Source organism: Amycolatopsis sp. NPDC000009, assembly GCF_055563465.1.
Genome location: NZ_JBVHDI010000018.1, coordinates 57,898 through 84,570, shown reverse-complemented (window position 1 = coordinate 84,570; position 26,673 = coordinate 57,898). Strand labels below are relative to the sequence as shown.

27 protein-coding genes are annotated in these 26,673 nt (G+C 69.5%); 9 read left to right on the top strand and 18 right to left on the bottom strand.

The annotated features are described in order from the left end of the window. Position 1: 1 nt before the first annotated feature. From ACZ3HL_RS34200 to ACZ3HL_RS34190, 3 genes are read right to left on the bottom strand one after another with little or no spacing between them, the layout of a single operon-like run. Positions 2 to 655: a response regulator gene (locus ACZ3HL_RS34200; RefSeq protein WP_410649814.1), complete on the bottom strand. Its 654-nt coding sequence runs from the start codon at positions 653 to 655 to the stop codon at positions 2 to 4. Further along, on the bottom strand, positions 652 to 1,881 hold the full coding sequence (locus ACZ3HL_RS34195; protein ID WP_465535420.1) for a sensor histidine kinase: 1,230 nt from the start codon (positions 1,879 to 1,881) through the stop codon (positions 652 to 654). Before ACZ3HL_RS34195 ends, ACZ3HL_RS34200 begins: the two co-directional genes overlap by 4 nt. Positions 1,882 to 1,890: 9 nt before the next feature. Further along, positions 1,891 to 2,460, bottom strand: a complete 570-nt coding sequence (locus ACZ3HL_RS34190; protein WP_465412374.1) for a TetR/AcrR family transcriptional regulator — start codon at positions 2,458 to 2,460, stop codon at positions 1,891 to 1,893. Between the two features lie 90 nt (positions 2,461 to 2,550). Here ACZ3HL_RS34190 and ACZ3HL_RS34185 point away from each other — a divergent pair, with 90 nt between their 5' ends. Both ACZ3HL_RS34185 and ACZ3HL_RS34180 read left to right on the top strand, forming a co-directional pair. Next, complete coding sequence (locus ACZ3HL_RS34185) at positions 2,551 to 3,768, top strand: MFS transporter (protein ID WP_465535419.1); 1,218 nt, start codon at positions 2,551 to 2,553, stop codon at positions 3,766 to 3,768. Positions 3,769 to 3,781: 13 nt separating this feature from the next. Next, positions 3,782 to 5,746, top strand: coding sequence for an ABC1 kinase family protein (locus ACZ3HL_RS34180; RefSeq protein WP_465412372.1), 1,965 nt, complete (start codon positions 3,782 to 3,784; stop codon positions 5,744 to 5,746). Here ACZ3HL_RS34180 and lepB read toward each other — a convergent pair. From lepB to ACZ3HL_RS34135, 9 genes are all read right to left on the bottom strand, one after another. After that, positions 5,670 to 6,449 (bottom strand): signal peptidase I, encoded by a 780-nt coding sequence (gene lepB / locus ACZ3HL_RS34175; RefSeq protein ID WP_465535499.1) that lies wholly within the window; start codon positions 6,447 to 6,449, stop codon positions 5,670 to 5,672. The two genes, ACZ3HL_RS34180 and lepB, sit on opposite strands and share 77 nt — an antisense overlap. A gap of 25 nt (positions 6,450 to 6,474) precedes the next feature. Further along, entirely contained in the window at positions 6,475 to 6,804 is a 330-nt protein-coding gene (locus ACZ3HL_RS34170) for a YnfA family protein (RefSeq protein WP_465535418.1), read from the bottom strand. Positions 6,805 to 7,226: 422 nt separating this feature from the next. Then, complete coding sequence (locus ACZ3HL_RS34165) at positions 7,227 to 7,634, bottom strand: metal-sulfur cluster assembly factor (protein ID WP_034311811.1); 408 nt, start codon at positions 7,632 to 7,634, stop codon at positions 7,227 to 7,229. After that, on the bottom strand, positions 7,631 to 8,080 hold the full coding sequence (gene sufU / locus ACZ3HL_RS34160; RefSeq protein ID WP_007029705.1) for a Fe-S cluster assembly sulfur transfer protein SufU: 450 nt from the start codon (positions 8,078 to 8,080) through the stop codon (positions 7,631 to 7,633). Before sufU ends, ACZ3HL_RS34165 begins: the two co-directional genes overlap by 4 nt. Further along, complete coding sequence (locus tag ACZ3HL_RS34155; protein WP_465412370.1) at positions 8,080 to 9,366, bottom strand: cysteine desulfurase; 1,287 nt, start codon at positions 9,364 to 9,366, stop codon at positions 8,080 to 8,082. Before ACZ3HL_RS34155 ends, sufU begins: the two co-directional genes overlap by 1 nt. A 39-nt stretch (positions 9,367 to 9,405) precedes the next feature. Next, entirely contained in the window at positions 9,406 to 10,176 is a 771-nt protein-coding gene (gene sufC, locus ACZ3HL_RS34150; protein WP_465412369.1) for a Fe-S cluster assembly ATPase SufC, read from the bottom strand. Between the two features lie 36 nt (positions 10,177 to 10,212). Then, the gene (sufD, locus tag ACZ3HL_RS34145; protein ID WP_465535417.1) at positions 10,213 to 11,385 is read right to left on the bottom strand and encodes a Fe-S cluster assembly protein SufD; all 1,173 of its coding nucleotides are present in this window, start codon (positions 11,383 to 11,385) and stop codon (positions 10,213 to 10,215) included. Between the two features lie 2 nt (positions 11,386 to 11,387). Continuing rightward, positions 11,388 to 12,794, bottom strand: coding sequence for a Fe-S cluster assembly protein SufB (gene sufB / locus ACZ3HL_RS34140; protein ID WP_435832241.1), 1,407 nt, complete (start codon positions 12,792 to 12,794; stop codon positions 11,388 to 11,390). A 38-nt stretch (positions 12,795 to 12,832) separates the two neighbouring features. Beyond that, the gene (locus ACZ3HL_RS34135; RefSeq protein ID WP_465412367.1) at positions 12,833 to 13,633 is read right to left on the bottom strand and encodes a helix-turn-helix transcriptional regulator; all 801 of its coding nucleotides are present in this window, start codon (positions 13,631 to 13,633) and stop codon (positions 12,833 to 12,835) included. A gap of 220 nt (positions 13,634 to 13,853) precedes the next feature. Between ACZ3HL_RS34135 and mptB the strand changes: the two genes are divergently transcribed. From mptB to ACZ3HL_RS34110, 5 genes are all read left to right on the top strand, one after another. Then, the gene (gene mptB / locus ACZ3HL_RS34130; RefSeq protein ID WP_192746822.1) at positions 13,854 to 15,440 is read left to right on the top strand and encodes a polyprenol phosphomannose-dependent alpha 1,6 mannosyltransferase MptB; all 1,587 of its coding nucleotides are present in this window, start codon (positions 13,854 to 13,856) and stop codon (positions 15,438 to 15,440) included. Between the two features lie 19 nt (positions 15,441 to 15,459). Further along, entirely contained in the window at positions 15,460 to 16,386 is a 927-nt protein-coding gene (locus ACZ3HL_RS34125) for an ABC transporter ATP-binding protein (protein ID WP_465535416.1), read from the top strand. After that, complete coding sequence (locus tag ACZ3HL_RS34120) at positions 16,383 to 17,183, top strand: ABC transporter permease (RefSeq protein ID WP_465412365.1); 801 nt, start codon at positions 16,383 to 16,385, stop codon at positions 17,181 to 17,183. Before ACZ3HL_RS34125 ends, ACZ3HL_RS34120 begins: the two co-directional genes overlap by 4 nt. A gap of 64 nt (positions 17,184 to 17,247) precedes the next feature. Then, positions 17,248 to 18,216, top strand: a complete 969-nt coding sequence (locus ACZ3HL_RS34115) for a COX15/CtaA family protein (RefSeq protein WP_465412364.1) — start codon at positions 17,248 to 17,250, stop codon at positions 18,214 to 18,216. 114 nt (positions 18,217 to 18,330) lie between these two features. After that, a complete protein-coding gene (locus ACZ3HL_RS34110; RefSeq protein ID WP_340683096.1) occupies positions 18,331 to 19,278 on the top strand; it encodes an acyl-CoA desaturase in 948 nt (315 codons plus the stop codon). 76 nt (positions 19,279 to 19,354) lie between these two features. Here the strand turns inward: ACZ3HL_RS34110 and ACZ3HL_RS34105 are convergent, their stop codons facing one another. Further along, a complete protein-coding gene (locus ACZ3HL_RS34105) occupies positions 19,355 to 20,221 on the bottom strand; it encodes an ATP-grasp domain-containing protein (RefSeq protein WP_465535415.1) in 867 nt (288 codons plus the stop codon). After that, a complete protein-coding gene (locus ACZ3HL_RS34100; RefSeq protein ID WP_034311792.1) occupies positions 20,218 to 20,526 on the bottom strand; it encodes a hypothetical protein in 309 nt (102 codons plus the stop codon). The genes ACZ3HL_RS34105 and ACZ3HL_RS34100 overlap by 4 nt, the downstream gene beginning before the upstream one ends. A 95-nt stretch (positions 20,527 to 20,621) precedes the next feature. Here ACZ3HL_RS34100 and ACZ3HL_RS34095 point away from each other — a divergent pair, with 95 nt between their 5' ends. Both ACZ3HL_RS34095 and ACZ3HL_RS34090 read left to right on the top strand, forming a co-directional pair. Beyond that, entirely contained in the window at positions 20,622 to 21,593 is a 972-nt protein-coding gene (locus ACZ3HL_RS34095) for a quinone oxidoreductase family protein (RefSeq protein WP_465412361.1), read from the top strand. Further along, on the top strand, positions 21,590 to 22,117 hold the full coding sequence (locus ACZ3HL_RS34090) for a GNAT family N-acetyltransferase (RefSeq protein ID WP_465535414.1): 528 nt from the start codon (positions 21,590 to 21,592) through the stop codon (positions 22,115 to 22,117). Before ACZ3HL_RS34095 ends, ACZ3HL_RS34090 begins: the two co-directional genes overlap by 4 nt. 250 nt (positions 22,118 to 22,367) lie before the next feature. Here the strand turns inward: ACZ3HL_RS34090 and ACZ3HL_RS34085 are convergent, their stop codons facing one another. The 4 genes from ACZ3HL_RS34085 to ACZ3HL_RS34070 form a co-directional block, all read right to left on the bottom strand. Further along, positions 22,368 to 22,610, bottom strand: coding sequence for a cold-shock protein (locus ACZ3HL_RS34085; RefSeq protein WP_465535413.1), 243 nt, complete (start codon positions 22,608 to 22,610; stop codon positions 22,368 to 22,370). Continuing rightward, on the bottom strand, positions 22,610 to 23,179 hold the full coding sequence (locus tag ACZ3HL_RS34080; protein WP_465412358.1) for an FKBP-type peptidyl-prolyl cis-trans isomerase: 570 nt from the start codon (positions 23,177 to 23,179) through the stop codon (positions 22,610 to 22,612). The genes ACZ3HL_RS34085 and ACZ3HL_RS34080 overlap by 1 nt, the downstream gene beginning before the upstream one ends. 10 nt (positions 23,180 to 23,189) lie before the next feature. Beyond that, complete coding sequence (locus ACZ3HL_RS34075) at positions 23,190 to 25,445, bottom strand: HelD family protein (protein ID WP_465535497.1); 2,256 nt, start codon at positions 25,443 to 25,445, stop codon at positions 23,190 to 23,192. 154 nt (positions 25,446 to 25,599) lie between these two features. Beyond that, a complete protein-coding gene (locus tag ACZ3HL_RS34070) occupies positions 25,600 to 26,580 on the bottom strand; it encodes a heme o synthase (protein WP_465412357.1) in 981 nt (326 codons plus the stop codon). Between the last annotated feature and the right edge of the window lie 93 nt (positions 26,581 to 26,673).

The window sequence follows — 26,673 nt, the reverse complement described above, 5'->3', positions numbered from 1 at the left end:
TTCAGCCCGCCGGTGTGACGAATCCGGTGTCGTAGGCCTTGATCACCGCTTGCGTCCGGTCCCTCGCGCCGAGTTTCGCGAGCACGTTCCCCACATGCGTCTTGACCGTCTGCACACCGAGGTACAGCTCGCCCGCGATCTCCACATTGGACAGTCCGCCCGCCATCAGCCGCAGCACCTCGCTTTCGCGTTCGGTGAGCCCGGCGCCGGCGAGACCGTCCTGCGGGCCCCGGTTCGCCTGCTGCGCGGCCAGCCGCCGGATCGCGGCCGGGAACAGCAGCGACTCCCCCGCCGCCACCGTCCGGATCGCCGCGACGATCTCTTCGGGCCTGGCCCGCTTCAGCAGGAAGCCGCTCGCGCCGGCGAGCAGCGCGTCGTAGACGTAGTCGTCGTTTTCGAAGGTGGTCACCACGATCACCTTCGGCGGGTTGTCCATAGTGGACATGAGATGCGCCGTCGCGCGGATGCCGTCGACCGAGGGCATCCGGACGTCCATCAGCACGACGTCGGGCCGGAACCGCGAGACCAGCCCCGGCACCTCGGCGCCGTCGGACGCTTCGCCCACGACCTCCAGGTCGGGCTCGGAGGCGACGATCGCCCGCAGCCCCGCCCGGATGAGCTGTTCGTCGTCGACCAGCAGCACTCCGATGCTCATCGCCGATTCCCCCATGGCACCGCCACCTCGACCTTCCAGAATCCGTCCGCCCGGCCCGCGGTGATCGTGCCGCCGAGCACTTCCACCCGTTCCGTCATTCCCCGCAGCCCCCGGCCGCCCCCGTCGCGTGACGGCCCGGCGGCGCCGAGCGGGTTGGACACCCGCAGGCTCAACAGCTCCGTTCCGGCGTCAACGAGGACCGTCACCGGAACCTTACCGGCGTGCCGCAGCGCGTTCGTCAGGCATTCCTGCAGGATCCGGTACGCCTCGCGGGAGACGACCGGCGGCACCGAGGACGGGTCACCCCGCACCTCCGCCGCCACCTCGGCACCCGCCAGCCGCGTCGCTTCGACCAGCGCGGACAGCTCCGCCAGCCCTGATTGCGGCGTCCGCGACGACGCCTCGTCACGCAGGAGCCCGAGCACGTGGTCGAGATCGTCCAGCGCCGCGCGGGCGGAGTCCTCGATGGCCGTGAGCGCCTGCTCGGTGAAATCGGGATCCGACCGCAGCGTCCGGCGCGCGGCCCCGGCCTGGATGGTCACGACGCTCAGCGCGTGCCCGACCGAGTCGTGCAGTTCGCGCGCGAGCCGGTTGCGTTCGGCGAGTTGTTCGGTGCGTTTCTCCAGCTGGGCGATCCGCTCCGCGGCTGAGACCCCCAGCAGGCTTTTGGCGCAGCGGGTCAGAACCGCGCCCGCTCCCCACACCGCGTAGGCCAGCACGACGACACCGAGCAGGAACGCCACCGGGATCCACGCGCTCGCCCAGCCCTTCGGCACCTCGATCGGGTCCTCGGTGGACAGTGCGATGCGGCCGGTGAACGGGGCCGCGATCGTGAACCCGAACGCGACCGGGACGACCAGGCTCGCCAGGCTGACGACGCAGCCGGTGCTCACGTGCAGCAGGAACATCGCGGTCGATCGCAGGCGGACCGGCCAGCTCGTCGCGGGCCCGAACGTCACTCCGGGCACGGGGTCGTCCAGGAGTTCCCGTACGGCCGCGCCCTCCAGTACCCGGACGGCGGGGATGAACGACGACGCGACGATCACGAGGACGGCGGTGATCATCGCGATGACGAGCCCTCGCTCCACCGTCACGACGAGGGGCAGCAACGACGGCACCACGATGGCGGCGAAGAGGATGTACGGCACGCTCAGCGCTCCGCCGAGGATGAAATACACCCACCGGCGGTAGGTCGCGCGGTCGACGAGCGGGCCGAAAAGTCGCATGCGCTCTTTCTAGCGTGCGCCGGCCTCCCGCGTATCCCTCATGAGTATCCCGGCGATCTCCCTCGCCAGCGTGACGCGGTGCGCGTCCCCGTCGATACCGGTGTGCGCGACAGCGCCCTCGACGAGGAGGAAGAGCTGCTCCGCGAGCCTCTCCGGATCGTCCGCGCCCGGGGCGTCCTCACGGATCAGTTCGGCGAACTTGGCTCGTACCGCCGCCTTGTGCCGCCGGATCACGTCGAGGCCGGGATGCCCCGCGGGCAGTTCGGCGGCCGCGTTCAGGAACGCGCAACCCCTCTCGCTCCCGAGCCGGGGGTGGTCGACGTAGGCGTCGAAGACCACGAGTGCCCGAGGACGGCCGGCTTCGGCCAGCCGCTCCTCCAGGTATGCCCACCAGACGTCATGACGACGTCGCAAGTACGCGACGGTGAGCTCCGTCTTCGACCCGAAACACGCGTACAGGGTCTTCTTCGTGACGCCGGCGGCTTCGGCCACCGCCGCGACACCCACCGCGTTGAGGCCCTCTCGGTAGAAGAGCTCGCTCGCGGCGCTCAGGACACGCTCGCCGGCTGGGGTCAGCATGGTGTCGAGTATACCGATCGGTTGACCTGAGCGCGAAATGCGGGAACACTCGTGAACTATACCGATCGGTATACACATGGAGGAGAGTTGATGGTTTCTTCGTACAAACGCGAGCTGACGCTCACCGCGGCCGGCTTGGCACTGATCGCGGTCTCCTACGGACTCGCGAGGTACGCGTACGGTCTCTTCGCGCCGACCCTCCGGACGGAGTTCGCTCTCGATGGCAGCGCCCTCGGCGCCATCGCGGCAGGAAGTTACGTCGCGTACTGCCTCGCCGTCGTCGCCTCGACCGCCATCACGACTCGCTGGGGAGCGCGGGCGGGGGCGCTCACCGCCGGGACGACGGCCACCGCGGGAACCGCCTTGATCGCGGCCGCGCCGAACGCCGGCGTGCTCGCCCTCGGTGTCGTCCTCGCCGGCGCCAGCACCGGCCTGGCCTCTCCTTCGCTCGCCGACGCGGTCTCCCGCGTCGTCCGGGCGACCCGCCGTGACCGTGCCCAATCCGTGGTGAACGCGGGGACCGGTCTCGGCGTGCTGATCTCCGGCCCGGTCTCCCTGCTCGCCATCGGCGACTGGCGCATGGCCTGGTGGGCCTTCGCCGCGGCCTCGGCGCTGGTGACCTTGTGGATCGCCCGGGTCGTGCCGCCGGTCAAGGAGGACCGCGCGCGCGGGCTGCCGGTGCCCCTGTTCCCGCCCGCCACCGGGCGGCTGCTGCCCGCCGCCGCGACGCTCGGCCTGGCCAGTGCGGCGATCTGGACGTTCGGCCGGGACATCGCCGTGAGCGCCGGCGGGCTCGACGAGACCGAGTCGACGGTGGTGTGGATCGTCCTCGGCGCGGTGGGCCTGGCGGGCGCGTTCACCGCCGAACTGACCTCGCGGGCTGGACTGCGGCGGGCCTGGTCGGCGGGAATGGTCCTGTTCGCCGCCGCCACGGCGCTCTTCGCCCTCGCCACTCGGTCCCTCCCGGCGCTCGTCATCGCGGCCGCGCTCTTCGGAGCCGTCTACATCGGACTGACCGGCGTCCTGATCCTCTGGGGGACCAGGACTTACCCGACGGCGCCCGCGTTCGGTGTCGGCGTGGCCTTCCTGGCGCTGGCACTCGGGCAAGCCGCCGGGGCGCCGCTCATCGGCCTCCTCGGCGATCTTCTCGACCTCCGCGCCGGATTCCTCGCGGCGGCGGCGATCGCGGTCCTCGGCGTTCTCTTCGCTCCCCGCGAAGCGACCCCGGCGTACAACTTCGGGGTCCGCTCCCTCTCGAGGGTGAGTACCGTCCCGCCGGAGCGGGAATCCAGCGCGGACCGCGCGTGATGTGCTCTTCGGCATGAACCTGCTGCTCGGCCTGCTCACCCTGCCCGTCTACGCGCTGATGCTGTGGCCCCTCGTGGTCGCGGCCCGCCGCGTGCTGGGCGTGCGGATCGGCGTGATCCGGGCGTTCTGCGCGGCCGGTTTCGGCTGGCTCGTCGCGGGCGGCATCCTCAGCGCGTTCCCGCGGGCGATGTACTCGGGCGGCGCCTTCGCCGGACTGGTCATCCCGGTGGCGGGCGGCGCTTTCCTGGCGACGCTGATCTTCCTGTTCGTCGCGGAACTCGCGCTGCCGTCCGGTTCGGGGCTCGGCCTGATCGGCAGGATCCGGTCGCTCCGCCGCCGCGTGGCCCGGACGCGGCGCTACTCGCAGATCACCCGGATCGCGATCAAGCACGGCCTCGGCCGGTACCTCACCGGCCGTCGCGAACCCGGCCTGGCCCAGGTCCGGCACGCCAAACTCGCGCGGTCGCTTCGCCGAGCGCTGGAGGAGGGTGGCGTGACGTTCGTGAAACTCGGCCAGCTGCTCTCGACGCGGTCCGATCTGCTCCCGCCGGTGTTCGTCGACGAGCTCAGCAAACTCCAGGACCAGGTCGCCTTCGCCGACGCAGACGAGGTCGCGACGGTGCTGCGAGAGGAACTGGGCGGCGACCCGGACGAGATCTTCGCCGAATTCGACCCGGAACCGATCGCGGCCGCGTCCATCGCGCAGGTCTATCGGGCGAAGCTGCGTGACGGGCAGGACGTGGTCGTCAAGGTGCAGCGCCCCGGCGTGCAGGCACTGGTCGACCGGGACCTCGACATCGTCCGCCGGGTGGCGGCCGCGCTGGACCAGCGCGCGGGCTGGGCGCGTTCGCTCGGCGTCGTCGACCTCGCCGAAGGATTCGCCGACGCACTCGTCGAAGAGCTCGATTTCCGCACCGAAGCCAGGAACATCGAAGCGGTCGCGGCGGCCTACCCCGGTACCGAGGTCGCCCTGCCGACCGTCCACAAAGAACTGTCGACCGAACGTGTCCTGGTGATGCGGCGCCTCGACGGCAAACCGCTCGCCGCCGCGCGGGACCAGGTCCCGGCCGCGGAACGGGCTGGCCTCGCGCGGTCCATGCTGCGGTGCGTACTCGGCCAGGTGATGGGCAGCGGCGTCTTCCACGCCGACCCGCATCCCGGCAACGTCCTGCTGCTCACCGACGGCAGGCTCGGCCTGCTCGACTTCGGCTCCGTCGGACGGCTCGACTCGGGCCTGCGCGGCGGGCTGCAGAACCTCATCCTCGCCCTGGACCGGGGCGACCCGGCCGCGTTGCGCGACGGCCTGCTGGAGATCGTCGACCAGCCGGACGAGATCGACGAGCGGCGCCTGGAGCGGGCGCTGGGTTCCTTGGTGGCCAAGCATTTCAACCACGGACAGGCGCCCGATCTCGACATGTTCACCGACCTGTTCCGGGTGATCGCCGACTTCCGGCTCAGCGTGCCCCCGCCGATCGCCGCGGTGTTCCGCGCGCTGGCCACCTTGGAGGGAACGCTGGCCGCGCTGGCGCCGGGATTCAACATCGTCGTCGAATCCCGCGCCTACGCCGCCGAGCAAGTGGGTGCCGGATTGCGACCGGAATCGCTGCGGTCCACGGCCACCAACGAACTGATGGCGCTCCTGCCGGTGCTGCGGCGGCTACCGCGCCGCGTCGACCGGATCGGCAACGCGCTGGAACAGGGCAGGCTTTCGGTCAATGTCCGGCTGTTCTCCGACGAACGCGACCGCGACGTGGTCACCGGGTTGGTGCACGAGATCCTGCTGGCGTTCGTCGGGGTGGCCACCGGGCTGATGGCCGTCCTGCTGCTGGGCAGCGCGACCGGCCCGGAGGTACTGGACGGGGTCACGCTGCACCAGATGTTCGGCTACAACCTGCTGGTGGTCAGTGCGCTGGTGGGATTGCGGCTGCTCTTCGTCGTTTTCCGGCGGAGCGGACAACGGTCACGATCGCCCCGATGACACCGATCGCAACGAGGCCGACGCCGGCGAGCATGAAGTAGCGCGCGGCGAGAAATCCGGTGTCGGACACCGGTTCCCCTGGCAGACCGGCATCGACGAAAGCCGTTGTCTGCGGAAGGGGTTCCGCGTTGATGCTCCTGCCGATGCCGACGATGACCCCGTGCACCTTGTCCAGCGGAACGGCGCCGTCACCCGGTGACCCCGCGTAAATCTGCGAGTCGCGGGAATTGTTCCGCTGGTCGCCCGCGAGGAACACGGTGCCCGGTGGGACTTTGACGTCGAAGCGCCTCCCGCCGGTGCCCTCGTAGTCGACGTAGGTCTCCTTGACGGCTTTCCCGTTGACAGTGATCAGGCCGTCCTTCGTGCAGCAGACGACCTGATCATCACCGACGGCGATCACCCGCTGGATGGCAAGGCCCTCGCTGGGACTCGCGTCCGGATACGCGCTGAGATCCATGAGAACCACAGCGCCACGCGGAATGTCGCCGACATCGGACCACCGGTAGGTCACGATGGTGCCGGGTTTGAGCGTGGGACTCATCGCCGGGCTGGCAACGGTCTTCATCCCGTAGTCCGACAAGCTCCAGAAGCCGTAGCCGCCGGCACCCACGCCGACGACCGCCACCAGGATCATCACCCACAGGAGCGGGGAGGATCTTCGCTTCGGCCCGGCCTTTTCGGGAGGCGGGGCGGGAAAGTCCATTTCGGTCACAGCGCAGATTAGCGTCTCAACCTCGGGGCGCGTACATGATTACTCCGACTCCCGCCAGGCAGATCAGCGCGCCGATGACGTCGTAGCGATCCGGCCGGTAGCCGTCGGCGACCATGCCCCACGCCAGCGATCCCGCGACGAACACTCCCCCGTACGCGGCGAGGATGCGGCCGAAGTTCGCGTCGGGTTGCAGGGTCGCTACGAAACCGTAGAGGCCGAGCGCGATGACGCCCGCGCCGATCCAGAGGTAGCCGCGATGTTCCCGCACCCCTTGCCAGATCAGCCAGGCGCCGCCGATCTCCAGCAGGGCGGCGAGCGCGAACAGCGCGACGGACCGGACGATCATTCCGTCACTCAACCAGACGCGTACCGTACGGGCATGCCCCTGGTGGTCGTGAGGGCTTCGGGTCGTTCTGGCCGGGGTGTCTCAAGTACCTACCGGCTTCCGGCCGCCGTTGATCCCGGGCCGGTTCTGTGCGGGCCTGGGGGTTTGGAGCCGGTGCTCGCCAGAACGGTGCCGGGCCCGGCCGCGGTCGACGTTGCGAAAGCCACTTTCGCAACGTTGAAGGTTGCTTTCGCAACCCGCCGGCCAAGCCCAGCACCCAGCAGAACCCCGGTACCGAGTGGGTCGGGTCTCGTGAGTGTTTAGGACGGTTAGAACCGTCCTAAACACTCACGAGACCCGGCACCGACACCGGCGTTGCGCGTGAAGGCCCCCTTCCCTCGGCTGAGCCGAGGGAAGGGGGCCTTCACGCGCGAAAACAGGGATCAGACGGTGAAGCCGAGCGCCCGCAGCTGCTCGCGGCCGTCGTCGGTGATCTTCTCCGGGCCCCACGGCGGCATCCAGACCCAGTTGATCCGGAAGTCCTTGACCAGCCCGGTTCCCCCGCCGACGAGCGCGGCACCGGTCTGGTCCTCGATGACGTCGGTCAGCGGGCAGGCCGCCGAGGTCAGGGTCATGTCGATGGTGGCGGTGTTGTCCGCCTCGACGCGGATGTCGTAGACCAGCCCGAGGTCGACGACGTTGATGCCGAGCTCCGGGTCGACGACGTCGCGCATCGCCTCTTCGACGTCCTCGACCTTCGCCACGTCGGCGGCGTCCGGGGCGGCGGCGGTCTCGGCGTCGAGGTCGGCGGCCGTGCGCCCCTCGCGGGTTTCGGTCTGCTGTTCGGTCATGCCGTCTCAACTCCGTTGGTCGTGCGGGCGACGGCGTCCTTGAACGCCATCCACCCGAGCAGGGCGCATTTCACGCGGGCCGGGTACTTGGCCACGCCGGCGAAGGCGATGCCGTCCTCCAGCACGTCCTCGTCGGGTTCGATCTGCCCTTTGCCCTGCATCAGCTCGACGAAGGCGTCCATGGTGGTGAACGCCTCCTCCACGGTGTGCCCGACGACGAGATCCGTCAAGACCGACGTGGAGGCCTGGCTGATCGAACAGCCCTGTCCCTCGTAGGAGACGTCGGCGACCTTCCCGTCGTCGACCTTCACCCGCAGCGTCACCTCGTCGCCACAGGTCGGGTTGACCTGGAACGACTCGGCGTCGAAAGGCTCGCGCAAGCCTCGGCCGTGCGGGTTCTTGTAGTGATCCAGGATGATCTCCTGGTACATGCTTTCGAGGTTCATCACGCCACCCCGAAGAACTTCTGCGCCTCACGCACCCCGTTCACCAGTGCGTCCACTTCGGACAGGGTGTTGTAGACGTAGAACGACGCGCGCACGGTCGCGGGCACCGAGCAGGCCCGGTGCAGCGGCCACGCGCAGTGGTGCCCGACGCGGACGGCGACGCCGAGGCTGTCCAGCACCTGGCCCGAGTCGTGCGGGTGGACGCCGTCGATGACGAACGACACCAGTCCGCCGCGGTCGACCATGTCGGTGGGGCCGATGATCCGCACGCCCGGGATCTCGCCGAGCCCGGCCAGCGCCGCCTCGGTGAGGGTGTGTTCGTGCGCGGCGACCCGGTCCATGCCGATCGCCGCCAGGTAGTCGGCGGCCGCGCCGAGGCCGACGGCCTGCGACGTCATCGGGGTGCCCGCCTCGAACCGCTGTGGCGGCGCGGCGAAGGTGGTCTGCTCCATGCGGACCAGCTCGATCATCGAGCCACCGGTCAGGAACGGCGGCATCGCTTCGAGCAGCTCGCGGCGGCCGTAAAGGACACCGATGCCGTACGGGCCGACCATCTTGTGCCCGGCGAAGGCGGCGAAGTCGACGTCCAGCGCGTGCAGGTCCACCGGGAAGTGGGGCACCGACTGACAGGCGTCCAGCACGACCAGCGCGCCGACCTTGCGGGCCTTCTTCACCAGGAAGTCGACCGGGTTGATCGTGCCGAGCACGTTGGACTGGTGCGTGAACGCGAGCACCTTGGTCCGCTCGGTGATCAGTTCATCCACATTGGACAGGTCGAGGCGGCCGTCCGCGGTGACGGAGAACCACTTCAGCGTCGCGCCGGTGCGCTGGCAGAGCTGCTGCCACGGCACCAGGTTCGCGTGGTGCTCCATCTCGGTGATGACGATCTCGTCGCCGGGACCGATCTTGAACCGCTCGGCCCCGGGACCGGCCGTGGCGGCGTTGCTCATCGCGTAGGCGACGAGGTTGATGCCCTCGGTGGCGTTCTTGGTGAACACCAGCTCGTGCGGGGAGGCGCCGACGAACTCCGCGATCCGCACGCGGGCGGACTCGTAGGCGTCGGTCGCCTCCTCGGCGAGCTGGTGCGCGCCGCGGTGCACCGCGGCGTTCGAGGTCTCCAGGAACCGGCGCTCGGCTTCGAGCACCTGCGCCGGCTTCTGGGACGTCGCACCGGAATCCAGATACACCAAGGGTTTCCCGTCCCGCACCGTGCGGGTCAGGATCGGGAAGTCGGCCCTGATGGCCGCTACGTCCAGCGGTACAGAGTTAGCCGTGGTGGTGGTCATCGGGCCAACTCCTCTCGGTGTAGTCGTGAAGTTCAGTGATCAGACGGCGGCGGTCTCGGCGGAGCCGGTGTACTTGACGTACCCGTTCTCCTCGAGCTCGTCCGCGAGTTCACGGCCGCCGGACTCGACGATCTTGCCGCCGGCGAAGACGTGCACGAAGTCGGGCGTGATGTGGCGCAGGATCCGCGTGTAGTGCGTGATCAGCATGACGCCGGCCTCGTTGTTGGCCTTGAACTCGTTGACGCCCTCGGACACGACGCGCAGCGCGTCGACGTCGAGACCGGAGTCGGTCTCGTCGAGGATGGCGATCTTCGGCTTGAGCAGCGCCAGCTGCAGGATCTCGTGGCGCTTCTTCTCACCGCCGGAGAAGCCCTCGTTCACCGAACGCTCGGCGAACTCGGACGAGATCTCCAGCTTGCCCATCTCGTCCTTGACCTCCTTGACCCAGTGGCGCAGCTTGGGGGCCTCGCCACGGACCGCGGTGGCCGCGGTGCGGAGGAAGTTGGACATGGACACGCCCGGAACCTCGACCGGGTACTGCATGGCGAGGAACAGGCCCGCGCGGGCACGCTCGTCGACGCTCATCTCGAGCACGTCCTCACCGTCGAGCAGGACCTGCCCGGAGGTGACTTCGTACTTGGGGTGACCGGCGATGGCGTAGGACAGCGTGGACTTGCCCGAACCGTTGGGGCCCATGATCGCGTGGGTCTCGCCCGACTTGATGGTCAGGTTGACGCCCTTGAGGATCTCCTTGGGGCCCTCCTCGGTCGTGACCGAGGCGTGCAGATCCTTGATTTCCAGCGTAGGCATTTCTTTCCTAAAAGTCTGATGTGGACGGACGAGGGCTCAGGCGCCCACGGCTTCGAGTTCGGCTTCGATCGCGGCCTCGAGACGCTCGCGCACCTCGGGAACACCGATCTTGACCAGGATCTCGTGGAAGAACCCGCGTACGACCAGGCGGCGCGCGGCGTCTTCGCCGATTCCGCGCGACTGGAGGTAGAACAACTGCTCGTCGTCGAACCTTCCCGTCGCGCTGGCGTGGCCGGCGCCTTCGATCTCGCCGGTCTCGATCTCCAGGTTCGGGATCGAGTCCGCCCGCGCGCCGGGCGTGAGCACCAGGTTGCGGTTGAGCTCGTAGGTGTCGGTGGCCTCGGCGGCGGCGCGGATCAGCACGTCGCCGACCCACACGGTGTGCGCGCCATCGCCCTGCAGCGCGCCCTTGTACATCACCCGCGACTTGCAGTTCGGCACCGCGTGGTCGACGAAGAGACGGTGCTCCTGGTGCTGTGCTTCGTCCGCGAAGTACAGGCCGAGCATCTCGACGTCGCCACCCTTGTCGGCGAAGGTCGCCGTCGGCGAGACGCGGACGAGGTCACCGCCCAGGGTGATGACGATGTGCTTGAGCGTGGCGTCGCGGCCGAGCTTGAGGTGCTGCTCGGAGACGTGCACCGCGTCGTCGGCCCAGTCCTGGACGCTGACCACGGTCACGTTGGCCGAATCGCCGATGACGAACTCGACGTTGTCGGCGTAGGTGCCGGAGCCGGCGTGGTCGAGGACGATGACGGCCTCGGAGAACTGCTCGGCGCGCACCTGCACGTGCCCGTAGGCGACCTTGCCCTCACCGGGGCCGGTGATCTTGACCGTCGACGACTTGGACGTCTTCGTCTCCTTGGGCACCGTGATGACGGTGGCCTCGGTGAACGAGGAGTACGCCTGCGCGGCGATCCGGTCGCTCGGGACACCGGCGGCGCCGAGGCGCTCGTCGTCCCGGCCGACCGTCTCGATCTTCAGTTCGGGCGCGGCGTCGGCGTCCACTGTGGCCGAACCCGAAGCGGGGGCGGACCCGTCGTGCAGGCCGCGCAGCCGCTTCATCGGAGTGAAACGCCAGTTCTCCTCACGGCCGCCAGGGACCTCGAAGGCCTCGACGTCGTAGGAGGTGAAGCGCTCCGCGCGAGAAGTGGCCGGAATGACCACTCCTTCGCGCATCGCTTCGGAAACGTTGTTCTCGGTAACCGACATGACTAGCCGACGGACCCTTCCATCTGAAGCTCGATCAGGCGGTTCAGCTCGAGCGCGTACTCCATCGGCAGCTCACGCGCGATGGGCTCGACGAACCCGCGCACGATCATCGCCATGGCCTCGGCCTCGTCGAGACCGCGCGACATGAGGTAGAACATCTGGTCTTCGCTGACCTTCGAGACGGTCGCCTCGTGGCCCATGGAGACCTCGTCGTTGCGGATGTCGACGTACGGGTACGTGTCCGACCGCGAGATCGTGTCCACCAGCAGCGCGTCACAGACGACGCTGGACCGCGAGTGGTGCGCCCGCTTCGCGACCTTGACCAGGCCTCGGTACGAGGTGCGGCCACCGCCGCGCGCCACCGACTTCGACACGATGGTCGAGGAGGTGTGCGGCGCCAGGTGCTCCATCTTCGCGCCGGCGTCCTGGTGCTGTCCCTCGCCCGCGAACGCGACCGAGAGGACCTCGCCCTTGGCGTGCTCGCCCATGAGGAACACGGACGGGTACTTCATCGTGACCTTGGAACCGATGTTGCCGTCGATCCACTCCATGGTCGCGCCCTCTTCGCACTTGGCGCGCTTGGTGACCAGGTTGTAGACGTTGTTCGACCAGTTCTGGATGGTCGTGTAGCGGCAGCGGGCGCCCTTCTTCACGATGATCTCCACGACCGCCGAGTGCAGCGAGTCGGACTGGTAGATCGGCGCGGTGCAACCCTCGACGTAGTGCACGTAGGCGTCTTCGTCGACGATGATCAGGGTCCGCTCGAACTGACCCATGTTCTCGGTGTTGATGCGGAAGTACGCCTGCAGCGGGATGTCCACCTTGACGCCCTTGGGCACGTAGATGAACGAACCGCCGGACCACACCGCGGTGTTCAGCGCGGAGAACTTGTTGTCCCCGGCCGGGATCACGGAGCCGAAGTACTCCTTGAAGATCTCCGGGTGCTCCTTGAGCGCGGTGTCGGTGTCCAGGAACAGGACGCCCTGGGCCTCCAGGTCCTCGCGGATCTGGTGGTAGACGACCTCGGACTCGTACTGCGCGGCGACACCGGCGACGAGGCGCTGCTTCTCCGCCTCGGGGATGCCGAGCTTGTCGTACGTGTTCTTGATGTCCTCGGGCAGGTCTTCCCAGGAAGTGGCCTGCTTCTCCGTGGACCGCACGAAGTACTTGATGTTGTCGAAGTCGATCCCGGAGAGGTCCGCACCCCAGTTGGGCATCGGCTTCAAGTCGAAGAGCTTGAGCGCCTTGAGTCGCGCTTCGCGCATCCACTCCGGCTCGGACTTCTTCGAGGAGATGTCGGTGACGACGTCCTCGTTCAGTCCGCGACGGGCCGTTGAGCCCGCCTCGTCGGAGTCCGCCCAGCCGAACGCGTACTTGCCAAGGGACTCGATGGTCTCTTCCTGGCTCATGGGCGCGGTGGTGGGAGTGCGCTGCTCGGCAGCGGCAGTCATGCGGGTTTCCCTCCATTCGGGATCCGTGCTGTGCGCCCTGGAGAGGGCGCCGTGCTTCCCGGCCCGGGTGTGGCCGGGTGACCCGTCGAGACGACGGGTACGTGTGTGGTGCACGCGTTGTCACCGCGTGCGATGGTCGCGAGCCGCTGGACGTGAGTACCCAGAAGTTCCGCGAAAGCCTCTGTCTCGGCTTCGCACAACTGAGGGAACTCGGCGGCGACGTGGGCGACCGGGCAATGGTGCTGGCAGAGCTGTTCGCCGACACCGACCTGACGGGTCGACGCAGCGTAACCCTCCCTGGTCAGCGCCGCAGCGAGGGCCTCGGCGCGCGAGGCGGGGTCCGTGTGCTTGGTGATCGCGTCCTGATGCGGGCCGACCAGCGAGGCGACCCGGGCCTCCGCGAAGGCCTTCACGGCGTCTTCCCCGGCGTGTTCGGCGAGGAAGCGGATGGCCGAGGACGCGAGGTCGTCGTAGGCGTGCCCGAACCGGGCGCGGCCGGCCTCGGTGAGCAGGAAGTTCTTGGCCGGGCGGCCTCGTCCGCGGGGGCCACGACGGGGCGCGTCCCGGGTTTCGGCCTCGCCGTCGGCGAGCAGGGCGTCGAGATGACGGCGGACGGCGGCGGCGCTGATCCCCAGCTGCTCGGCCACCACGACGGCGGTCATCGGACCCTGTTCCAGCAGCAAGCGGGCCACTTCGTGCCTGGTCCGGCCCTCGGGGCCGATCTGCGCGGGGACAGGCTGGACCTCGGCGCGGGGCATGTCGCCACCGGCCTCGTCCTGCGTCCCCGTCTTTTTCACAACACAAGTGTGACGTATTTCCGGGGAGACGGCAAAGAGGGGTGCCTCACGGAGTGGCGTGGGTCACGTCGGCCGCTGATCTTCCAGGGGTAACCACGTACCCGCCCGGTCTGTTCCCGCCGGTCGCTACCCTTCGTGCGTGGTAGTGGGCGATCACCCGGCACAGCGGGACACGGACGGGGCAGAGCCGGAAGACCGGGCCGTAAGGCCGTCGGGGTCGGTGGCGACGCTCGTCCCGGGGCGCCCGCACGATCCGGAGCCGCTGGACGACAAGGAACTGCGCGGGCTGAACGTGGTCCGCCGGTTCGGCGCGGTCGGTTCGCTGTTCCTCGCCCTCGGCTCGCTCGGCGCGGGAGCCGCCCCGGTGATCAACCCGGTGCAGGAGATCCCGGTCCTGCGGCTGTTCACCCGCATCCCCATGGTCTCGCTCGCGATGGGCCTGGCCGGGATGGCGATCATCGTGCTCAGCTGGCTGCTGCTCGGCCGGTTCGCGCAGCCCGCGCGCCGCCGCCTCGCCACCCAGGGCCAGCTCGCCCGCACGATCGCGCTCTGGTGCGCGCCGCTGCTGTTCATCCCGCCGCTGTTCTCCCGCGACGTCTACAGCTATCTCGCGCAGAGCGAGATCGTCGCCCGCGGGATGGACCCGTACTCCCTCGGCCCGGCCGAAGCCCTCGGCGTCTCCGACCCGCTGACCTCGGGCGTCTCCAACATGTGGCGCGAGACCCCGGCGCCCTACGGCCCGCTGCTGCTGCGCCTCGGCGGCTGGCTCGCCCCGCTGAGCAGCGGCAACATCGTCACCGGCGTGCTGCTGCAGCGCGGGCTCGCGCTGATCGGCGTCATCCTGATCATCTGGGCGCTGCCCCGGCTGGCCCGGCGATTCGGCGTGCAGCCCGCCACCGCGCTGTGGCTCGGCGCCGCGAACCCGCTGCTGATCTTCCACTTCGTCGCGGGCGCCCACAACGACGCGCTCGCGATCGGGCTCATGGTGGCCGGGCTGGAGGTCGGTCTCCAGCGGATGCCGGTGCGGTTCAAGGACGACGCCGTCCCCCCGCTGGCCAAGGGCGAACTGCTCTACATCGGGCTCGGGGTGGCGCTCATCACCCTCGGCGTCGCGGTGAAGATCAACGCGATCCTGGCGCTGCCGTTCTTCACGGTGATGGTGGCCAGACGCTGGCACGGCCGGATCAAGGACCTGGTCACCGCCGCGGTGCCGATGGCGCTGCTGTTCGGCGTGGTGCTGGTGGCGGTCTGTTACGGCACCGGCCTCGGTTTCGGCTGGGTCGGCGCGCTCGGGACGCCGGGACTGGTCCGCTCGTGGATCTCGCCGACGTCGGAACTCGCCGCGCTCGGCGGCGTCCTCGGCATCGCGCTCGGCCTCGGCAACCACACCAACGCGATGGTGCCGATCCTCGGCACGCTGGGCTACCTCGTCGCGGGCGCGGTGACGGTCAAATTCCTCTGGGACAGCTTCAAATGGCGCTACCGGCCGATCATCGGCCTCGGTGTCTCGCTGGGCGCGGTGATGGTGCTGCACGTCGCGCTCCAGCCCTGGTACCTGCTGTGGGCGATCATCCCGCTCGCCGCGGCGGCGGGGACCTCGCGGTTCCGCATCGCGGCGACGATCGTCACCGCCGTCCTGCCGTTCCTGCTGCCGACGACCGGAAGCACCTTCGAGGGCCGCGGTTTCGTCCTGCCGTTCGCGTGGGCCGCCGCCGGGGTCGTCACGCTACTGGGGCTGTTCATCGTGCATCGCCTCTCACCACTGCTGCTGTCCAGACCGTCCCCGGAGCATTCGGTCCCGGCGTGAGGCCGTATCGTGACCTGTCGTGAACGCCCCCGCCGTCGAGATCACCGGGCTGGTGAAACGCTACGGATCCACCACCGCCGTCGATGGACTCGACCTGCGGATGGAACGTGGCACACTGCTCGCTCTGCTCGGCCCGAACGGGGCCGGCAAGACCACCACCGTCGAGATCTGCGAAGGCTTCCTGAGGCCTGACGCCGGCGAAGTCCGCGTGCTGGGCCTGGACCCGGCGCGCGACGGCGCCGCGCTGCGGCCCCGGATCGGCGTGATGCCCCAGGGCGGCGGCGCGTATCCCGGCGTCCGCGCCGACGAGATGCTCGGGCTGGTCGCCGCGTGTGCGGCGAACCCGCTCGACCCGGCCTGGCTGCTGGACGTCCTCGGTCTCGCGGGGGCGAGGAAGACGCCGTTCAAACGGCTTTCCGGCGGGCAGCAGCAACGACTTTCGCTCGCCTGCGCGCTCGTCGGGCGGCCGGAGCTGCTCTTCCTCGACGAGCCGACGGCGGGGATGGACCCGCAGGCCCGCCGCCTGGTCTGGGATCTGCTCGCGGCGCTGCGCGCCGACGGGGTCAGCGTGCTGCTCACCACGCATCTGATGGAGGAGGCCGAAACGCTGGCCGACACCGTGGTGATCGTGGACCACGGCAAGGTCGTCGTCGAAGGCTCTCCGCAGTCGCTGACCGTCGAGGCCGGGGAGACCGCGCAGCTGCGGTTCAAGGCAAGGACGCGGCTCGACACCGCGCTGCTGACCGCGGCACTGCCCGAGGGGCACCTCGTCCACGAGTCGGCGCCGGGGACCTATCTCGTCGAGGGCGCGATCGATCCGCAGGTGGTGTCGACGGTGACGGCGTGGTGCGCGCAGCAGGGTGTCATGCCCGAGGAGCTGCAGGTCGGCAGGCGCACGCTGGAAGAGGTCTTCCTGGAGCTGACCGGACGGGAACTGCGCGCATGACGACGACTCCCACGCCCCGGTTCGCCCCGGGCACGTTCACCCCGGCTCCCGGCCGCGGTTCGCTCGGCAAGATGCTGCGCACGCACGCGAAGGTCGAGGCGAGCCTGACGCTGCGCCACGGCGAGCAGATCCTGCTGACCCTGCTGATCCCGCTCGCGCTGCTGATCGGCCTGTCGCTGCTGGACATCCTGCCGTCCTCGCAGCTCGGCGATTCGTCCAAAGTGGACTGGATCACGCCGAGGATCCTGGCGCTGGCGGTGATGTCTTCGGCGTTCACCGGGCAGGCGATCGCGCTGGGCTTCGACCGCCGCTACGGCGTCCTCAAACGACTTTCCGCCACCGCGCTCCCCCGCTGGCTGCTCGTCGCGGGCCGGGTGGCCGCCGCGCTGGTCGTGGTCGCGCTGCAGGCGGTGATCCTCGGTGCCGTCGCCGCGCTGCTGGGCTGGTCGCCGTCGCTGGGCGGGCTCCTCGGCGCGATCCCGTTCCTGATCGTCGGCACGCTCGCGTTCGGCGCGCTGGGCCTGTTGCTCGGCGGGGCACTGCGCGCGGAGGCCGTGCTGGCGCTGGCGAACATCGTCTGGTTCGTGCTGCTGCTCGCGGGCGGCATCCTGCTGGCGCCGTCGACCATGCCGTCCGGGGTCGCGTGGATCGTCGAACTGCTGCCCTCGGGCGCGCTCGCCGAGGGCCTGCGGTCGGTGCTGCTGGACGGCTCGTTCGGCTGGGGTCCCTTCGCGGTGCTCGTCGGCTGGGGCGTCGTCGCGGGCGCGCTGGCGAGCAAGACCACGAAGCTGACCTGAGGCGGCCGACACAGCGGGTGCGGCCGGTGGAACGCTCTCAGGAAGGGCGTTCTAGCATCGGACGGTGCCGTTCCAGAGCCTTGTAGCGCGTCTGCCGTATCCCTCGTTCGCGGTCCAGCGAGCGGTCGCGATGGCGGCGGTGATCGCACAGGCCGGAATCGGCGTCACCGGCTCGGTCGTCCGGGTGACGGGTTCGGGCCTCGGCTGCCCGACCTGGCCGCAGTGCGTCGAAGGCAGCATCGTGCCCGTCGCGCACCCGGAATTCGACGCGCTCACCCAGTGGATCGAGTTCAGCAACCGGATGCTGACCGGCGTCGTCATCGCCGTCGCCGCGCTGTGCGTGATCACCGCGTGGCGCGTGCAGATCGAGCACCCGAGCCGCCGCCGCCTGGTCAAGCTGGCCTGGACGATGCCCGCCGGCGTGATGCTGCAGGCCGTCGTCGGCGGGATCACCGTGCTCGCGAAACTCGAATGGTGGACCGTCGCGCTCCACTTCCTGGCCTCCACTCCCCTGGTCTGGCTCGCGGTCCTGCTGCTGCGCGCGTTCAAGGAGGGTGACGAGCCCGCCCGCTGGCTGATCCCGGACGCGGGCCGCAAGACGCTGATCGCGCTCGCCGTGGCCATGTGGGCCGTCCTCGTGGCCGGTACGACGGTGACCGGCGCCGGCCCGCACGGTGGCGACCCCGGCACCCACCGGCTCCAGGCCCCGATCGAGACGCTCACCCAGATCCACGGCGGACTGCTGGTGATCTACCTGATCGTGCTGGCCGTCTTCGGGCTCCAGCTGATGCGTGGCGAGACGCCGAAGCAGCTGTGGCAGCGGTACACCATCGTGTGGATCGTCGCGGTCCTCCAGGGCATCGTGGGCTCGGTGCAGTACGGCCTCGGTGTCCCGGAGGCGCTGGTGTCGTTCCACGTCCTCGGCTCCGCGCTGGTGATCATCTCGACGGCGGCGCTGTGGTGCGGATCACGCGATCGTGGTTCCGCGCCGGTTTCACCCGCCGCTGACCGGGAACTCGCCACTTCGAACTGACCCCCCGGCAAACCGGACGTAACCCCCGGGCGGCGTGCTCGCCAGACACTGCCCTTACGCTGCGCTCGGTGCCCCGCACGGGGGTCACCACCGAGTCGAGGCACGAGGTGTCGTATGACCGCCAGCACCGAGCCGGACGCACCGGCCAGTCCGTCCAAACCCCTGATCTCCCACCGGCGAGGCTCCGGGGAGATGCTGATCCTCAAGACCTTCCTGCTGGTCCCGTTCGTCGCGCTGCTCGCCGCCGTGCCGATCGTGTGGGGCTGGGGGATGACCTGGGTCGATCTGGCGCTGGCGGCGGTCTTCTACACCGTCGGGACGCTCGGGGTGACGGTCGGCTACCACCGGTACTTCACCCATGGCGCCTTCAAGGCCGGGCGCCCGCTGCGCGTGGCGCTCGCCATCGCCGGCAGTTTCGCGGTGCAGGGTTCGGTCATCTTCTGGGTGGCCAGCCACCGCCGTCATCACGCCTTCGCCGACCGCGAAGGCGACCCGCACTCCCCCTGGCTGTTCGGGACGTCGCCCTCGGCGCTGCTGCGCGGCTTCTGGCACGCCCACATGGGCTGGATGTTCAGCCGTGAGGTGACCAACTACGACCGCTTCGCCCCGGATCTGGTGGCCGACAAGGACCTTCGCGTGGTCAACCGCTACTTCTGGCTGTGGATCACGCTGAGCCTCGCGCTGCCCGCGGTGCTCGGCGGGCTGATCAGCTGGTCGTGGTGGGGTGTGGTGACCGGGTTCTTCTGGGCGGGGCTGGTCCGGATCGCGTTCCTGCACCACGTCACCTGGTCGGTGAACTCGATCTGTCATCTGGTCGGCGAGCGCCCCTTCGCCAGCCGGGACAAGGCGGCGAACTTCTGGCCGCTGGCGATCCTGTCCATGGGCGAGTCGTGGCACAACTCCCACCACGCCGACCCGACCTGCGCGCGGCACGGTGTCCTGCGCGGCCAGGTCGACGTGTCGGCGCGGGTGATCTGGCTGTTCGAGAAGTTCGGCTGGGCCCGCGATGTGCGGTGGCCGAAGCCGGAGCGCTTGGCCGCGAAACTCGCCAAACCCGCCTGACCCCCGGCGCATTTAGTCCTCTGGATGCGGTACTTGCACACGCAAGGATCGCATCCAGAGGACTAAATGCGGGACGTCAGGCGAGTTGCTGGCGGACGGCGGAGGCGAAACGCCAAGCCGCGGCCGCGTCGGTCTGCCGGAACCCGAGCGAAGGCTCGACGAGCTCCAGTTCCAGCAGCAGCGGCCTGCCGTCCGGCCCGGCGACGAGGTCGACGCGGGCGTAGAGCAGTTCCGCGCGCAGGATGCCCAACAGCGCCGCCGTCGCGTCCAAAGCGTCTTCCGCCAGTGCTCGGAAGCTCGCAGCGGGCTGCGCGGGTGCGAGCTTCTCGGTCACGTACAGCCCGGATTCGTCGAGTTCCCGGCCCAGCATCGCGGCCTTCGAGAACGCGTGCGAGTACACGCCGCCGAAGTACACCAGCGCCGTCTCGCCCGCACTGTCCACACTGGACTGATACGGCTGGAGCACCACGGTGTTCCCGTCCGCCTGCAACCCGGACAGGTGCGCGGCGGCCGCGTCGCCCGCGGTGAACCTGCCGGCACCGCGTGAACCGGCGCCGATGGCGGGCTTCAGCACGAACTCGCCCTTGGGCCAGCGCGGAGCCTTCTCGTCCGGCGCGATCAGGGTCGTCGGCACGACCGCGACCCCGGCGTCCCCCAGTTCGGCCAGATAGGACTTGTCGGTGTTCCACCGCACGACTTCGGCCGAATTGGCCAGCGCCGGCACGGACTCGGTCCACGACAGGAACTCTTCACGGCGCTCGGCGTAGTCCCAGGTGGCGCGCAGCACGACGATGTCCGCGGCGGCGAAGTCGACGGTCGTGTCGTCCCAGGCGGCCCAGCGGGTCTTGAAACCGAGGTCGGCCAGCGCCTCGGGAACGGCGTGCTCGTCGCCGTCGCCTTCCGGCAGCGCGGAGCAGGCGACGAAGATCGCGGATCCGCTCACTTCCCCGCCATCCGGCGGCGGTGCTCGGCGCCGATCTTGGTGGCCTTCACGGTCTCGCTGTCCCACTCGGCTGGCTCGAGGTCTTCGACGGCCTCGACCAGCGCCTCGCCCGCCTCCACGGAGGTGACGACGACGTCGCCCAGCGCGCCGTCGGCGCCCACGAGCACGACCCGCGCGCCTACCCGGCCGATGTTCTCCACCACCGCGCGCGACGGCTTCCCGTGCCGCTTCACGAAGTCGCGGGCGGCCGCGACCTGGCGCGACGTGGGGGCGGCGGTCTCGGTCTTCTCTTCGGTCTCAGCCACGCGCCGAGCTTAACCGCGAAAGGCCCAGGACGCGGAATAACCGTGGCGTCGGCCATAGTTGTGCCGGTCGGAACGACCTTGAACGAGGAGGATGTATGTCCGCGGCAGTGCAGATCCGGCGAACCGGTGGTCCCGAAGTCCTTGAGCTGTCGGAAGTCGAGGTCGGCGAACCCGGTTCCGGCGAACTGCTCGTGGACGTCGCGGCGGCGGGCGTCAACTACATCGACACCTACCACCGCGAGGGCATCTACCCGGTCGACACCCCGTTCGTCCTGGGCATGGAAGGCGCGGGCACGGTGGCCGCGGTCGGCGCGGACGTGACCGGTTTCGCCGTCGGCGACCGGGTCGCCTGGCAGGGTTCGCTGGGCAGCTACGCCCAGCGACGGCTGCTCCCCGCCACCATCGCGGTGAAGATCCCGGACGGCGTGTCCGAGGAGACCGCCGCGGCCACGATGCTCCAGGGCATCACCGCGCACGCGCTGATCGCCTCGACCTACGAGGTCAAGGCCGGTGACGACGTGCTGATCCACGCCGCGGCGGGCGGCATGGGCCTGCTGCTGGTCCAGCTGGCCAAGGCCCGCGGTGCCCGGGTGATCGGCACCGTCTCCACCGACGAGAAGGCCGAACTCGCCAGGCAGGCGGGCGCGGACGACGTCATCCGCTACGACCAGGTCGACTTCGCCAAGGCCACCCGCGACCTCACCGGCGGCAAGGGCGTCGAGGTCGTCTACGACGGCGTCGGCAAGTCCACTGTGGACGGCAGCCTGGCGAGCCTGAAGATCCGCGGCCTGCTCGTCCTCTACGGCGCGGCCAGCGGCCCGGTGCCGCCGATCGACCCGCAGCTGCTCAACCGCAGCGGCTCGGTGTACCTCACCCGCCCGACCTCCGCGCACTACGTGCTCACGCGCGAGGAACTGGAGTGGCGGGTGAACGAACTGTTCGCCGCCGTCCAGGACGGCTCGCTGAAGATCCGGATCGGCGGCCGCTATCCGCTGGCCGACGCGCGCCAGGCGCACGAAGACCTCCAGGGGCGCCGCACCACCGGCAAGCTCCTGCTGATCCCGTGACGACGCTCTGGCCGGAGGAGGTCCGGCTCGAAGGTGAGGGTCTCGTCCTGCGGGAGTGGGTCGAGGACGACATCGCGTTCATGCCGGGGCTGTTCGACAATCCCGCCGTCGCCCGGTTCACGCCGCTGCCTTCCCCGTTCGACGAGGTGGCGGCGAAGGCGCACTACGCGAAGTACGTCGCTCGCCGCGAGGAAGGCACGGGGCTGCGGCTGGCCATCACGTCCGACGGCGGCGAGCCGCTCGGCGAGGTGGTGCTGTTCCTGAGGGAGGATTCGGCCGAACTCGGGTACGCCGTCGGTCCCGCCCACCGCGGGCAGGACCTGGCGGCGCGGTCGCTGCGTGTCCTCACCGCTCACGCGCTGGACCTCGGGCTCGGACCACTGCGGCTGAAGATCGACGCCGAGAACGCGGCGAGCCAGGCGGTCGCCCGCCGGGTCGGCTACGCCCTGACCGGCGCTCCGCCCGAGACGAAGGTCGAGAAGGGACTGGAGATCACGCTGCTCACCTGGGAGTACGCCGGCTGACGGAAGTCCGTGAAGGCCTCCTTGAGGGACTCTGGGTCCCTCAAGGAGGCCTTCACGGACTTCAGGCGATCGCCACGTTCGCCCCACCAGTACCAGCAGTAACAGCGGCTGCGCGTGAAGGCCTCCTTCACTCGGCTCAGCCGAGGAACCTCGGCCTTCGCACGTGACCTAGGTACATGAAGGCCCCCTTCCTGTACTTAGGCGCAAGGAAGGGGGCCATCATGTACTTCGGGCAAGGGCACAGGGCCGGTCAGACCGGCCGGACCCAGAGCGCCCGCAGCCGGAACTCGTCCTGTTCCGCGTGCTCGACGGTCAGCTCGACCTCGTCGCCCACGTCGAGCTTCCGGAATTCTCCGGGCCCGAAACCCTCCAGCATCGCGTAGTGGACCCAGATCGGATCGGCGAAATCGGCCGACTCGACCACTCCCCAGCCGTCGTCGACCAGCCAGGAACGAACCCGTCCTCGGTGGACGCGGCCGTCGGAAGTACCCATCAGCCCTTGTCGGTCGGGACGCTCACCGCGTCGGTCACGAACACCAGGGTCTCGTTCGGCGCGATACCGTTGCCGCCCTGGCCGTAGCCGAGGTCCGGCGGGATGATCAGCAGCCGGCGCGCGCCCTGCTTGATCCCTTCGAGGCCCTTGTCCCAGCCCTGGATGACCATGCCGGCGCCGAGCGTCAGCTCGAACGGTTCACCGCGGTCGAACGAGCTGTCCAGCTTCTGCTTGTTGGACCAGGTGACCAGCGAATAGTTCATCTTCAGGTTCGCGCCCGCCTTGGCGCCCTCGCCGGTGCCGGGTTCGAGGTCCTTGGTGATGAGCTTCTTCGGCGGGTCGCAGTCGTCCGGGATGGTGATGGTCGGCGCCTCGCCGAACTTCCCGGTGGTCTTCACGTCCTCGGCGGTGCATTCCTTGCCCTTCGGGGCGGCCGGAGCCGACGAGGCCGCCGAGGCGGGGTCCGCGCCGGAGGTCTGGACCGAACCTGCGGTGTTCTGTTTCTCGCCACAGGCCGCCAGGGCGAGGACGCCCGCGCCGATGACCACGATCTTGCCGAATGTGCGCATGCGGCCGACCTTAGCCAAGACCCTCCAGCGCGGGAACAAGGTCACCGGTCTGCACTACGCCCATCCGCCGGGTCGCCCTGGTCAGGGCCACATAAAGATCGTTGAGCCCGCGGGGCGACCCGGCGACGACCTCGTCGGGCGACACCAGCAGCACCGAGTCGAACTCCAGGCCCTTCGCCCGCTCGACCGGCATCACCGACACCCGGTCCCCCGCCTCGCCGAGCGTCTCCGAGAGCGAAGCGGCCAACGGCGACGGACACAGCACGGCGACCGTCCCACCGTCCACAGCGGACAGTTCGGCGTCGACGAGGCCGGGCAGTTCCGTGGCGAGATCCGCCGGGCCGACGGACCGCAGCCAGGGCTCGAAACCCGTCTCCCGCACCGAAACCGGCGCCTCCAGTTCCGGGTTGACCTCGGCGAGCACCCGGGACGCGACGGCCATGATCTCCGCCGGGGTCCGGTAGTTCACGGTCAGTTCCTCGAGCCGCCAGCGGTCGGCGACGTACGGCGAGAGCGCCTCGCCCCACGTCCGCGCCCCGCCGGCCGCTCCGGTCTGGGCGACGTCGCCGACCAGAGTCATCGACCGGTTCGGCGACCGGCGCATCAGCAGCCGCCAGTCCATCGCGGTCAGTTCCTGCGCCTCGTCGACGATCACGTGCCCGAAGGTCCACGTCCGGTCCTGGGCGGCCCGCTGCGCCGCGGTCATCTCGCTGCGCCGCTGCTGACGCTCGGCGAACAGCTCCGCGTCGAGGACGTCGCCCACCCGCAGCAGCTCCTCGTCGACGATCTCCTCGTCCTGTTCGAGGATGTCGAGCACGCCTTCCGCGTAGGCGCGGTCTTCCCGTTCGCGACGAGCGGCCTCGGCGCGGGCTTCGGTGTCGTCCTCGCCGAGCAGCTCGGCGAGTTCGTCGAGCAGCGGGACGTCCGACGGGCTCCACTTGGCGTCGGTCGGACTGTAGAGATGCTCACGATCGGTGTCCGACAAGGCTTTCCCCGCCGCGCTGCGTAGCCGTTCGCGGTCGGCGAACAGCTCGTCGAGCACGACCTCCGGGGTCAGTTTCGGCCACAGCCCGTTGATCGCGGCGGCCACGTTCTTGTCGGCGGCGACCTCGGCCCGGATGTCCTGGACGTCGCGTGCGTCGAGGAGATCCTCGCCCAGCTTGCGAGCGGCCTGCCTGGTCAGCGCGTCGAGGAGGTCCGAGACGAAGATCCGCCGCGCGAGGTTGTGCGGACGGCGCGACCGGCGGGCCCGTGTCCGCGCCTCGGTGCAGGTCTTGCGGTCGAGCATGAGGATCTCGCGCTCGAACTCGATCTCCAGCACCGGCTCCGGCACGCGTTGGCGGTCGCGGACCGCGTTGGCGAGGACGTCGGCCATCACCGGACGGCCCTTGATCTCGGCGGCCTCGCGGGTGACCGGGCCGTCGGCGTCCAGCCCCGGGTACAGCTGCCCGATCGTGGCCAGCAGCACCCCGGTCTCGCCCAGCGACGGCAGAACCTGGCCGATGTAGCGAAGGAACGTGCTGTTCGGCCCGACCACCAATACGCCGCGCGTGGTGAGCTGCTGGCGATGCGTGTAGAGCAGGTACGCGGCGCGGTGCAGCGCGACGGCGGTCTTGCCGGTGCCCGGTCCGCCCTGGACCACCAGGACCCCGTTCGGCGACGCGCGGATGATGCGGTCCTGTTCGGCCTGGATGGTGGCGACGATGTCGCTCATCTCACCGGTGCGACGGCGTTCCAGCGCGGCCAGCAGCGCCGCCTCGCCCGCGAGACCGAGGTCTTGGCCCTGGTCGGCGGCGGAGAGGTCGAGGATCTCGTCGTCGACACCGACGACCTTCCGGCTCAGCGACCGGATATGGCGGCGACGCCGCACACCTTCGGGCGAAGCGGCGGTGGCGAGATAGAAGGGCCGCGCGACCGGCGCGCGCCAGTCGACGAGCAGCGGGCGGTAGTCGTCGTCCTCGTCGAACAGCCCGAGCCGCCCGATGTAGGTGGTTTCCTCCGCGTGCTCCGGGAGGAAGTCGAGGCGGCCGAAGCACAGCCCCTGCTCGACGGAGCTCAGCTGGGCCAGCCTGTCGGTGTACAGCGTCGTGGCGACGTCGCGTTCGGTGCGTGCCTGCGGGGTGCCGCCGGTCTGGCGCAACGTCTCGTCGAGCCTGCGCTGCGCGCCGGCACGTTCGGCGTCGAGCTTGTGGTAGACGGTGGTGACGTACTGCTGCTCGAGCGCGACGTCCTGTTCGAGCGCGTCGAGTTCCCGGTCCGGGGACACGGACAAAGCAGCCTGCTTTCGAGAGGTGGGACAGGGGCCGAACGAAGTACAACGGCGCCTGCCATCATCTCATTCCCGCGTTCTCCCCGACACGCGTGAAGGCCCCCTTCCCTCGGCTGAGCCGAGGAAAGGGGGCCTTCACGCGCTTACAAGATCAGAAAGGCAGCCCGATGGCGGGAAGCCCGATCGCCGAGTCCACCGCCAGCGCGACGAACACGATCATCAGGTACGTGTTCGACCGGTGGAACAGCGACATCGGCTTGGTCTCCTCGCCCCGCCGCACCGCCGCGTTCAGGCTGTGCGCGTAGAAGAGGAACCAGCCGCCCGCCAGGAGCGCGAACGTCGTGTAGATCCAGCTCGTCACCGGGACCAGCAGCAGCGTCCACGCGACCATCACCCACGAGTAGATGACGATCTGCCGCGCCACGTGCTGCGGGGTGGCGACCACCGGCAGCATCGGCACGCCGGCGCGCTCGTAGTCGTCGCGGTACTTCATGCCCAGCGCCCAGGTGTGCGGCGGGGTCCAGAAGAAGATGACGCCGAACATCACGAAGGCGGGCCACTCGACGGTGCCGGTGACGGCGGCCCAGCCGATGACGACCGGCATGCAGCCCGCCGCGCCGCCCCAGACCACGTTCTGTGACGTACGCCGCTTCAACACCAGCGTGTAGACGAAGATGTAGAAGAGGATCGTCACGATCGCGAGGATCGCCGAGAGCAGGTTCACCGTGAAATAGAGCACGGCGAACGACAGGACGCCGAGCACGAGACCGAAGATCAGCGCGCCGCGCCGGGGAACGGATTCCTTCACCAGCGGCCGGCGCTTCGTGCGGTTCATCACCTTGTCGATGTCCGCGTCGATCACGCAGTTCAAGGCGTTGGCGCTGCCGGCGGCCATCGTGCCGCCCACGAGCGTCGCGAGCACCAGCCACGGCGACGGGATTTCCCGGCCTGCCAGGAACATCGCGGGAATCGTGGTGACCAGGAGGAGCTCGATCACCCTGGGCTTCGCGAGGGCGGCGTACGCGCCGACGACCTGGCGGATTGTTCGCCGGCCACCGTGCGGCAGTTCACCGGTCGGATGTACGGCGCTGGTGCTGTCACTGCGTCCGTGCGCAGCGTTCACCAACGACATTTCACTCCCTGCGTCAGTTTTCGGGGCGGGGTCCACCAGGCTTCCGGGTGATGTGGCGGCCCCGGATCCGGAGTGCTCTGAACCCTTCCCCGA

Excerpts from the sequence above, each read along its gene's own strand:
- ACZ3HL_RS34200 (WP_410649814.1), bottom strand. The coding sequence starts at position 655 with ATGAGCATCGGAGTGCTGCTGGTCGACGACGAACAGCTCATCCGGGCG.
- ACZ3HL_RS34195 (WP_465535420.1), bottom strand. The coding sequence starts at position 1,881 with ATGCGACTTTTCGGCCCGCTCGTCGACCGCGCGACCTACCGCCGGTGG.
- ACZ3HL_RS34190 (WP_465412374.1), bottom strand. The coding sequence starts at position 2,460 with ATGCTGACCCCAGCCGGCGAGCGTGTCCTGAGCGCCGCGAGCGAGCTC.
- ACZ3HL_RS34185 (WP_465535419.1), top strand. The coding sequence starts at position 2,551 with ATGGTTTCTTCGTACAAACGCGAGCTGACGCTCACCGCGGCCGGCTTG.
- ACZ3HL_RS34180 (WP_465412372.1), top strand. The coding sequence starts at position 3,782 with ATGAACCTGCTGCTCGGCCTGCTCACCCTGCCCGTCTACGCGCTGATG.
- lepB (WP_465535499.1), bottom strand. The coding sequence starts at position 6,449 with ATGGACTTTCCCGCCCCGCCTCCCGAAAAGGCCGGGCCGAAGCGAAGA.
- ACZ3HL_RS34170 (WP_465535418.1), bottom strand. The coding sequence starts at position 6,804 with ATGATCGTCCGGTCCGTCGCGCTGTTCGCGCTCGCCGCCCTGCTGGAG.
- ACZ3HL_RS34165 (WP_034311811.1), bottom strand. The coding sequence starts at position 7,634 with ATGACCGAACAGCAGACCGAAACCCGCGAGGGGCGCACGGCCGCCGAC.
- sufU (WP_007029705.1), bottom strand. The coding sequence starts at position 8,080 with ATGAACCTCGAAAGCATGTACCAGGAGATCATCCTGGATCACTACAAG.
- ACZ3HL_RS34155 (WP_465412370.1), bottom strand. The coding sequence starts at position 9,366 with ATGACCACCACCACGGCTAACTCTGTACCGCTGGACGTAGCGGCCATC.
- sufC (WP_465412369.1), bottom strand. The coding sequence starts at position 10,176 with ATGCCTACGCTGGAAATCAAGGATCTGCACGCCTCGGTCACGACCGAG.
- sufD (WP_465535417.1), bottom strand. The coding sequence starts at position 11,385 with ATGTCGGTTACCGAGAACAACGTTTCCGAAGCGATGCGCGAAGGAGTG.
- sufB (WP_435832241.1), bottom strand. The coding sequence starts at position 12,794 with ATGAGCCAGGAAGAGACCATCGAGTCCCTTGGCAAGTACGCGTTCGGC.
- ACZ3HL_RS34120 (WP_465412365.1), top strand. The coding sequence starts at position 16,383 with ATGACGACGACTCCCACGCCCCGGTTCGCCCCGGGCACGTTCACCCCG.
- ACZ3HL_RS34110 (WP_340683096.1), top strand. The coding sequence starts at position 18,331 with ATGACCGCCAGCACCGAGCCGGACGCACCGGCCAGTCCGTCCAAACCC.
- ACZ3HL_RS34095 (WP_465412361.1), top strand. The coding sequence starts at position 20,622 with ATGTCCGCGGCAGTGCAGATCCGGCGAACCGGTGGTCCCGAAGTCCTT.
- ACZ3HL_RS34085 (WP_465535413.1), bottom strand. The coding sequence starts at position 22,610 with ATGGGTACTTCCGACGGCCGCGTCCACCGAGGACGGGTTCGTTCCTGG.
- ACZ3HL_RS34080 (WP_465412358.1), bottom strand. The coding sequence starts at position 23,179 with ATGCGCACATTCGGCAAGATCGTGGTCATCGGCGCGGGCGTCCTCGCC.
- ACZ3HL_RS34070 (WP_465412357.1), bottom strand. The coding sequence starts at position 26,580 with ATGTCGTTGGTGAACGCTGCGCACGGACGCAGTGACAGCACCAGCGCC.